We start from the raw sequence: 8660 nt of genomic DNA on the forward strand, positions 1-8660 counted from the left end.
CAGTAAGTTGCGAGGCAGTCACTTACCTACCATGCGGAAACGTGCTCGTCCTTCTTCCTCGAGAACTACCGGCGATGATGCCCCCTGGGTCAGCGTCGGTCCCGCACTGTGAAACCGGCCGGATTTCCGGTCGGTGTGAAATGCAGCGAGGAGAGTCCACGTGGTTTCCATGTCCTACGCGCAGCGTCGCCTATGGTTCCTGGACCAGGCGGGCGCAGCCGCGACCTACAACGTGCCGCACGCGCTACGTCTCGTCGGCCCGCTGGACCCCGATGCGCTGGAGTCGGCCGTCGCTGATGTCATGGCCAGGCACGAGACGCTGCGGACGGTGTTCCCATCGGTGGACGGCGAGCCTCAGCAGGAGGTGTTGCCTCCCAGCGGAGTGGGGCCGCTGCTGAGACGTGTTGCGATCCGAGCCGAGGATCTGGCCGCCGCCCTACACGAGGCGGGCACTCGGCCCTTCGACTTGGCGTGCGAGCCGCCCCTGCGGGTAACACTGTTCACACTGGATTCGGATACCCACATTCTACTCCTGCTCTTTCACCACATTGCTACTGATGCGTGGTCAGACGGGCCTTTCGGCCGGGATTTGGCTACCGCGTACACGGCACGCGCCGCAGGCCGGACGCCGCGCTTCACTCCATTGCCCGTCCAGTATTCCGACTACACTCTGTGGCAGCAGGAGCTGCTTGGAGATGCTGCGGACCCCGGCAGCCTGACGGCCCGGCAGTTGGACTTCTGGCGGATTGCCCTAGCGGGTGCGCCGGAGGAATTGGAACTTCCTTTCGACCGTCCTCGACCGCAGTTCTCTCGGCACCAGGGCGACACAGTGGACTTCCTTGTGGAACCGGAGGTGCACGCACGCCTTGCCGCTATCGGACGCGCCCACCAGGCATCCGTTTTCATGGTGTTTCAGGCGGCCTTCGCCGCACTGCTCGCCCGTATGGGAGCCGGAGAGGACATTCCGTTCGGAACAGTGGTGACCGGACGTGCCGACGATGCCCTCGACGACCTGGTCGGCTTCTTCGCCAACACGGTGGTGCTACGCACTGACGTTTCGGGCGATCCGTCCTTCACCGACCTCGTGAAGCGGGTGAGGGAGACAGACCTGCGGGCGTTCAACCACCAGGACGTACCGTTCGAACGGGTCGTCGAAGCCGTCAACCCGGAGCGCCTGCTCGGACGGCATCCCCTCTTCCAGATCATGCTCGGCTGGCAGCAGAACGATGTGAACGGCTCCGGCCAGTTGTTCACCGGAGTGACAGCGACACCTGAAGCACTGGGTACCAACACCGCCAAGTTCGATCTCGCGGTGGGGGTCGCCGAGCACGCGAGCGACGGCGCGCTCGCCGGGCTTTCCGGCAGGATCGAGTACGACACGGACTTGTTCGACCGCGCCACGGCCAGTGCGCTTGCCGACCGCCTGGTGCGTCTCCTAGGCAGTCTCTCCGCCAATCCGGAGGCGCCCTTGTCCGCCGTGGAACTACTCACCGCGGGGGAACGTCGACAGGTACTGCAGGAGTGGAATGGCACCGTTACGCCGCTGCCCGGTGACAGCCTGCCCGAGCTGTTCCAGGAGCAGGTACGCCGAACGCCGGACGCCGTCGCAGTCGAGGGCGACGGAACAACGCTGACATACGCCCAGCTCAACGCGCGCGCTAATCGGCTGGCCCGGCTGCTGATCGGAAAGGGGGTGGGGCCCGAGCAGTATGTCGCCGTGGTCGTCCCCCGGTCGGTGGACCTCGTCGTGGCCATGCTCGCGGTATTCAAGTGCGGTGCGACATATCTACCCGTCGATCCGGCCTACCCCGAGGATCGGATCTCTTACATTCTCGACGACGCGGAGCCGGTGGTCGTTGTCACGGTGAGCTCCGTCGCGGCCGGTCTATCTGCATACGAAAATGTCGTCCTTGACGGTGCCGGCACCGTCGAGGCCCTCGCTCACAGCGCCGAAACGGACCCCGGGGACGACGACCGCACGGCCCCGCTCAGCCTTCACTCGCCCGCCTACATCGTCTACACCTCCGGTTCCACCGGCCGCCCCAAGGGCGTCGTTGTCACCGCTCTGGTCCTGATCAACCTGCTGGCCTGGCAACTGGTCACGATCCCAGGACGACCCGGCAACCGGGTTTCCCAGTTCAGTGCCATCAGCTTCGACGCCTCGGAGCAGGAGGTCCTCGCCGCGTTGCTCGCAGGCAAGACCCTGGTGATCCCCTCCGAGGACATCCGGATCAACCCAGAAGACTTCGCGGCATGGCTGGACGACCAAAAGGTGAACGAGTTCTTCGCCCCCGATCTGGTTGTACGGGCCGTGTACGAAGCAGCTGCCGGGCAGGGACGGGATTTGGCCGCTCTCCAGGAGGTGATGCAGGGCGGCGAGCCCTTGCACCTCACCGACCAGGTCCGCGCCTTCCATGCACGGCGCCCGCACATCACCCTGCACAACCACTACGGGCCGTCCGAGACTCATGTCATCACCGGTATGCCGCTGCCCGCCGACCAGTCCCTCTGGCCTGCGGTCGCCCCCATCGGGCGGCCCATCCACAACTGCCGCACCTACGTCCTGGACGCCTCCCTGCGCCCGGTTCCGGCCGGCGTCACCGGAGAGCTCTACCTCGCTGGTGCCGGGGTTGCCCGTGGCTACCTCGGCCGTCCCGGTCTGACCGCGCAGCGCTTCGTGGCCGATCCGTTTGGACCGTCCGGCAGCCGCATGTACCGGAGCGGCGATCTCGTGCGGTGGAATACTCGCGGCGAACTGATCTTCGCAGGCCGGGCTGATGATCAGGTCAAGATTCGTGGTGTCCGGGTCGAACTGGGTGAGATCAACGCGGTGCTCAGCGAGCATCCTCACGTAGGCCGGGCCGCCGCGGCCGTCCGCGAGGAGACGCCGGGCGACCGGCGCATCATCGCCTACGTCGTCCCAGCGGGGCCGCATCGTCCCGACGTCGCCGAATTGCGCGGCCATGCGGCGTCCCTGTTGCCCGCCGCCATGGTTCCCGCGGCATTCGTGGTCCTCGATGACCTGCCGCTCAATTCCAACGGCAAGCTGCACCGCCAGGCGCTCCCAGCCCCGGATTACACCGCCCTCACCACAGGCCGTCCTCCGCGCGATTCCAGGGAGGAGACCCTGTGTCGGCTCTTCACCGAGATCCTTGGTGTTGAACGGATCGGCATCGACGACGGGTTCTTCACTCTGGGCGGCCACTCGTTGCTCGCGACCAGGCTCATCAACCGCATCCGTGCGGAGCTGGGCGCCGAGATCACCATCCGCACGCTCTTCGAGGCGCCGACGGTGGCTGCCCTTACCGAACGCCTAGACACGGGCGGTGATCAGGGAGCGATGACGCCGCTGTTGCCCCTGCGTGCGGAGGGGACCAAGGCGCCCATCTTCTGTGTGCACCCCGCGGCGGGCATCAGCTGGGTGTACGCCGGACTGATGCGGCATCTGGATGGTGAAAGGCCGTTGTACGGGCTCCAGGCCCGCGCTCTGAGCGAGCCCGGGCAGCTGCCCTCTTCAGTGGAAGAGCTGGTTGACGACTACCTGGCCCTCATCCGGACCGTGCAGCCGCACGGTCCGTACCACCTGCTCGGGTGGTCGTTCGGCGGGATCGTCGCTCACGGGATGGCGGTACGGCTTCAGGAGAGCGGCGAGGAGGTCGCGCTCCTTTCGATGATGGACAGCTACCCGGCCGCGCCCAGCGACGGGATCGACCGCTTCGTCGGCGACCAGGCGGACGTCGTGACGGAGGTAGCCAGGTCCATGGGGCACGGCCCGGAGGCCCTGGACGCCATCCTCGCCGATGTGGACGGGCTGGACATGGTCGCGCTGAGCCGCGTCTTCGTGGCGGCGGCCCATGCCCAACGGCGGTACATACCAGGCGTTTTCACCGGCGACCTTGAATTCTTTCCCGCGACTGCCGACCCCGACTACTTCCCCAAACTCATCGAACGCTGGGCTCCACATATCACTGGCGATATCGCGATCCACGAAGTGCCGTGCGAACACGGGGAGATGACCAAACAGGCGCCGCTCGAACTGATCGGCAAGGTCCTTGCCAGCCGGCTCCGCGACTGAACTGCGGCCACGGGATTGCCGCCCACCGGCGTCCACCCACGACAAGGAGGAAATCTTGGATGCGATTGCGTGCATCACCAGCCGTCGCAGTACACAGCGGCTGGGAGAGCCTGGGCCCGATTCCGAGGACCTAGCCACACTGATGTCCTGCGCACAGGCTGCCCCCGACCACGGTCGGCTGCGGCCCTGGAGACTTGATGCGGTCACCGGTCATCGACGCACCAGGCTTGGTGAGGGCCTCGCGCGGGCCGCTCTGGATCTGCGGCCGGACCTAGAACCGGCCGCAGCTGACCGGATGCGGGCCAAGCCGCTGCGCGCACCGCTGCTGATCAGCGTAATCACCAGCGAAGTAGAGCATCCTCGGATCCACGACTGGGAACAGCTGGCCGCCGCCTCCTGCGCGGTGCAGAACCTGTCCCTCGCCGCGCATGCCCTCGGATTCGGCGCGATCTGGCGCACCGGGCCCTATTTGGACCATCCCGCCTTGCGAGAGGCCGTCGGCCTCCAAGACCACGAGAAACTGCGCGGCTGGATCTACATCGGGTCCGCAGTCTCCTGACTCGAGCGCCGCCCGCGTGAAACCCAAGACGTGCGACGTGCTGTCGCACCAGCCTGCCCCAACGACTCATCCAGGGAGTACCCGTGACCACCACCGCTGTTCTCACTTCTGACTCGGTCCTGGAGGACCGGATCACGGCGATAATCCGGGAGACGGGTCTCTGCCGACCCGCCAACCGATTTTTCAGCGACGTGCGCATCGCCGAGCACATTGCCCCGCTCGCCGCGCTGCGAGTCGGCCGCCAGTGGCAGGCCATGACCAAGTCGTTCATGTTCACCACTATCAGCAGCCTTGGTCTGATGGCTCGGGATTTCAACCAGCAGATCGCCCCTGACCGGGGAGTGCTCGGTGCCTTTCAGACCGCCTACCTGGTCATCGGTGACGACCTGGCCAACCTCGCACCGGAGTTCGCCGCGGTGTCGCCCAAGGGCGTTGCCGGCGTGCACTACCTCTGGTGGGAGGAAAGTATCCTCGGGCCGCTGCTCGCATCGGTCGGCGAGACCGAAAGGGCCGAGGCGGACCAGCTTCCCGAAGGGGTGCGGGGACTACTCGCCAACATGGAGCGGCTGGCGCAGTCACCGTTGGGCGCCGCCGTGCAGCTCCGTGTCGTCGAGGCAATCGCGCTCGATATCGCCGTCGCCTTTCGCCGGATGTATGCGAAGGTCCGAATTGACGGGGCCAGCCCGTACAGCACGGAGAGCGCGCTGGCCTGGATCGACTCGCATATCAAGGCGGAGACCGTGCATGCGAAGTCGGTCAGCGACGACGAGACCGGCATGACGGTCGCTGCAGCCACCGCCGCCGAGCGGGCCGAGCTGCTGGTCCTGTCCGAGGAGTACGCGAAGAGCTGGGCCGCGGCCCTCAACGAGTTCGCCGATGCCCTGGTGAACGCTCCCGAGATGGCCGAAGCCGGAATCTGAGACCCCGGTCGCTTGTGTTGAATGGAGCATCACCATGACAGAAACCGATATAGCCTCGGTAATCAGCGAGGTCAATCGAATCCGGGAGGACCTGGGGCAGCGGTCCGACTTCCGGCGGCCAGAATTCTTGGCTGACCTGGCCGGACGACTGAAAGCCTCTCCGGTGCTCAGCGGGCAGGCCGCTGTTCAGATGTTCATTGAGGACATTACCGGCTTCATCGATGACCCCCGGCTGCGCCGCACCAAGGAACACATCAACAGTCGGCGAGACAACCACATCTTCTCTCTCTTTGACGCGTCCTACTTTCCCACTCTGTCGCTGGAGTATCTGACGTATCGGACCCTTCCCACCGACGAGCACCTAGCGCGCCGCTATGCGAGCAACACGATGCCGGTGTTGATTGAGCAAGGGTCCAGAGGATTCGACTCACGCGTAGTGGTGGCTCTCTTCCCGGAGAATCATCTCGACGGAATTCAGAACCCCGACGATCAGATCTTCTACTTCATCGATAAATTCGTCGAACGGCACGTGTGCCTCACCCGGCGACTGATCAGTGACATGATGGCCGAGGATGCCTTTCCCCGGCTGCGCACGGCCGACGAGACCGACGTGGAGCGAGCCTCTTCGTGGTGGGTGCGGCTGCATGAATACCACCACAGGCAGGGGGACATGCCCATCCCCGAATATCTGCCGGCGAAGAAGCTCAAGCCGCTAGCAGGTCTAGAGGAACTGCGCACCGACGTCTCCTCGATGTTGGTGTGCCTGGACGACAAGGATCTCCCGGCCGAGGACGCGGCGCTCACCTACGAATACATCCTGGCGGAACGTCTGCTCCGGTACGCAGTCGAAGGAATGCCACGGCCGAACTACGATGCGGTGGCCTCGCAGCTACTGTTCAATTACCTTCTCAAGGCCGACGGAATAAGACTCAAGGGAGACCGTATCCATCTGACGCCGTTCCTCCCTGATGCACTACGCGCCTTTCTGGAGGAGATTCGGCAAATCGAGAAGTTTATCCATGTCGAGAGTGTCGAGAGGGTCAAGAAGCGGCTGCTGGAATTTACCAATCAGCATACAGACTTCGATCACGAGTCGAACGATTATCGACACATCCCTTTCTTCGCAGACGCTAAGCAGCGGCTCATTGTTTGACGATCTGCCAGCTTCTCGGTATTCCTGTACATGAAACGGAAAGGGCTGTAGATGCTGTCTGACCCGTGTGGCCAAATGGAGATCCCGCTCTATCAGGTGGACGCCTTCACCGACCGGCTCTTCTGGGGAAACCCCGCAGCGGTCTGTCTGCTGGAGGCGTGGCTTCCCGACGAGGTGATGCAGGCGATCGCTCTTGAGAACAACCTTCCGGAGACCGCATTTCTCGTTCCCGCCGGCGATGACTACGCTCTGCGCTGGTTCACTCCGGCTAGGGAGGTGGACCTGTGCGGGCACGCAACCCTGGGTGCGGCACATGTCGTCTTCCGTCACCTGCGCCCCGGGACCACTCAGGTCACCTTCGACTCAGCGAGTGGCCCCCTGGTGGTGAACCGGGCGGGGGAGCGGATCGACCTGGACTTCCCGGCGCTGGATTTCGTGCCGGTGGCTCCGCCGGAGGCCCTGCTACGTGGCCTTAACGGGCCACGTCCGACGGCTGTGCTCCGCTCGATGGACTATCTCGTCGTTTATGAGACCGAGGAACAGCTCCTCACGGTGAGGGCTGACCAGGAAGTTCTTCGGACCCTCGATCTACGCGGCGTGGCGATTACCGCGCCGGGCACATCCGGTGATTTCTCCTCGCGGTGGTTCGGCCCGAAACTTTCCATCCCCGAAGACTCTGTGACCGGCTCCGCGCACTGTGCGCTTGTGCCCTATTGGGCCCGGCGGCTGGGCAGTGACCGGCTGGTCGCTCACCAGTTCTCCCCGCGCCTTGGCCGGCGCCGATCCATACGGCTCGACTGTGCCCTGCGGGGCGACAGGGTGCTGCTCGGCGGGGCCACCCGCGAGTACCTGACCGGCACGGTTCGCTTGACCACAACAGACCTGGACCAGCGGCCCAAGGAGGTCGTCACGCTGTGACTCGCACGACTCGCATCACCACAATCGACCTTGACCCTGACCGTCTCTCCGGTGACCTTGCCGTCGCCAGGCGGTTCGGTTACAACGACTCCTACGGAGAGTTCATCTGCGGTGCTTGGCGCAGCTGCATGCTCTGGAATCGCTCCGGTGACATCGGCGATACGTTCCTGGAGGACTATGACGGGCCGGCCCGCAGCACCGAGTACGGTGCCGCTCTGCCTTACCTGCGTGAACTCGTGGAGCGTCATTTTCACCTGAGCGAACTGAAGTTCGCGCGTCTGGCCCGTCTCACTCCAGGCAGCGTGCTCGTGCCGCACCGCGACTACATTGAGCTGGAGGAGGAATTGACGCGTATTCACCTGCCGCTGCAGACGGACAACAAGTGTTTCAGCGCGGAGGACGAGACGATTTACCAGATGCGCCTCGGCGAGGTCTGGTTCCTCGACGCAACGCAGACCCACAGCGCCGCGTCCCGCTCTGACCGCGACCGGGTCCATCTGATCCTTGACTTCTCGACCCGAGGGCCAGCCGAAGCCCTGCGCTCCGGTCTCGAGGTCGGGGGCGGCATCCCGCAGGACAGCGTCGTACCGCGCAGGGCACTCGGCCCGGCCGAGCGGCAGAGCTTTGAGGCGCTCTCGCGGGTAGTGGACGCATCCAACTATCAGGATGTCCTGGCCATGGTGATCAAGCGGTACTTTGAGGCTGACGTGAGGGCCTCGGACGTGTTTGGTTGGATGAGGGACATCACCCGTGCGAGCGGCCGCCCGGAGCTCGCTGCGAAGGCCGCCTCGCACGAAGAGCACTGCCTGGTCAGCCGATGATCCGCGGCGGATGCGGCCTGCTGTTCCAGTACGAGGCTGCTCTTGCTGGCGTTCCTTGTCGACGCGGGGCTAACGCAAAACTCACCCGGTTGCTGTACTTGCGGAGCAGGTTGGAGCTTGAGGATGATCCTTTGGAGTGGCCACCCTGGTAGTGGATCTTGATGGTCCAGGGAGGGATGTCCAGGTGGGGCGCAAGTCTCCGTATCCGGAGGAG

General features: G+C 64.7%; 6 protein-coding genes. All 6 read left to right on the forward strand.

Annotated elements, in window-relative coordinates; all coding sequences use genetic code 11:
• Nucleotides 1-169: 169 nt before the first annotated feature.
• The 6 genes from ACWCRJ_RS41930 (at nucleotide 170) to ACWCRJ_RS41955 (ending at nucleotide 8446) form a co-directional block, all read left to right on the forward strand.
• A complete protein-coding gene (locus ACWCRJ_RS41930) occupies nucleotides 170-4075 on the forward strand; it encodes a non-ribosomal peptide synthetase (protein ID WP_450944244.1) in 3906 nt (1301 codons plus the stop codon).
• Nucleotides 4076-4130: 55 nt separating this feature from the next.
• Complete coding sequence (locus ACWCRJ_RS41935) at nucleotides 4131-4634, forward strand: nitroreductase family protein (protein WP_450944239.1); 504 nt, start codon at nucleotides 4131-4133, stop codon at nucleotides 4632-4634.
• 83 nt (nucleotides 4635-4717) lie between these two features.
• Nucleotides 4718-5554, forward strand: coding sequence for a DUF6202 family protein (locus ACWCRJ_RS41940; protein WP_450944240.1), 837 nt, complete (start codon nucleotides 4718-4720; stop codon nucleotides 5552-5554).
• A 34-nt stretch (nucleotides 5555-5588) separates the two neighbouring features.
• Nucleotides 5589-6707, forward strand: a complete 1119-nt coding sequence (locus ACWCRJ_RS41945; RefSeq protein WP_450944241.1) for a DUF6421 family protein — start codon at nucleotides 5589-5591, stop codon at nucleotides 6705-6707.
• A 75-nt stretch (nucleotides 6708-6782) separates the two neighbouring features.
• Nucleotides 6783-7625, forward strand: coding sequence for a PhzF family phenazine biosynthesis protein (locus tag ACWCRJ_RS41950; RefSeq protein WP_450944242.1), 843 nt, complete (start codon nucleotides 6783-6785; stop codon nucleotides 7623-7625).
• Complete coding sequence (locus tag ACWCRJ_RS41955) at nucleotides 7622-8446, forward strand: aspartyl/asparaginyl beta-hydroxylase domain-containing protein (protein ID WP_450944243.1); 825 nt, start codon at nucleotides 7622-7624, stop codon at nucleotides 8444-8446. The genes ACWCRJ_RS41950 and ACWCRJ_RS41955 overlap by 4 nt, the downstream gene beginning before the upstream one ends.
• Nucleotides 8447-8660 lie beyond the last annotated feature (214 nt).

The sequence above is a fragment of the Streptomyces sp. NPDC002324 genome, from assembly GCF_053593335.1.

Bases quoted from the DNA above. Each gene is read 5' to 3' on its own strand.
- ACWCRJ_RS41930 (WP_450944244.1), top strand. From the start codon at position 170: ATGTCCTACGCGCAGCGTCGCCTATGGTTCCTGGACCAGGCGGGCGCA.
- ACWCRJ_RS41945 (WP_450944241.1), top strand. From the start codon at position 5,589: ATGACAGAAACCGATATAGCCTCGGTAATCAGCGAGGTCAATCGAATC.
- ACWCRJ_RS41950 (WP_450944242.1), top strand. From the start codon at position 6,783: ATGGAGATCCCGCTCTATCAGGTGGACGCCTTCACCGACCGGCTCTTC.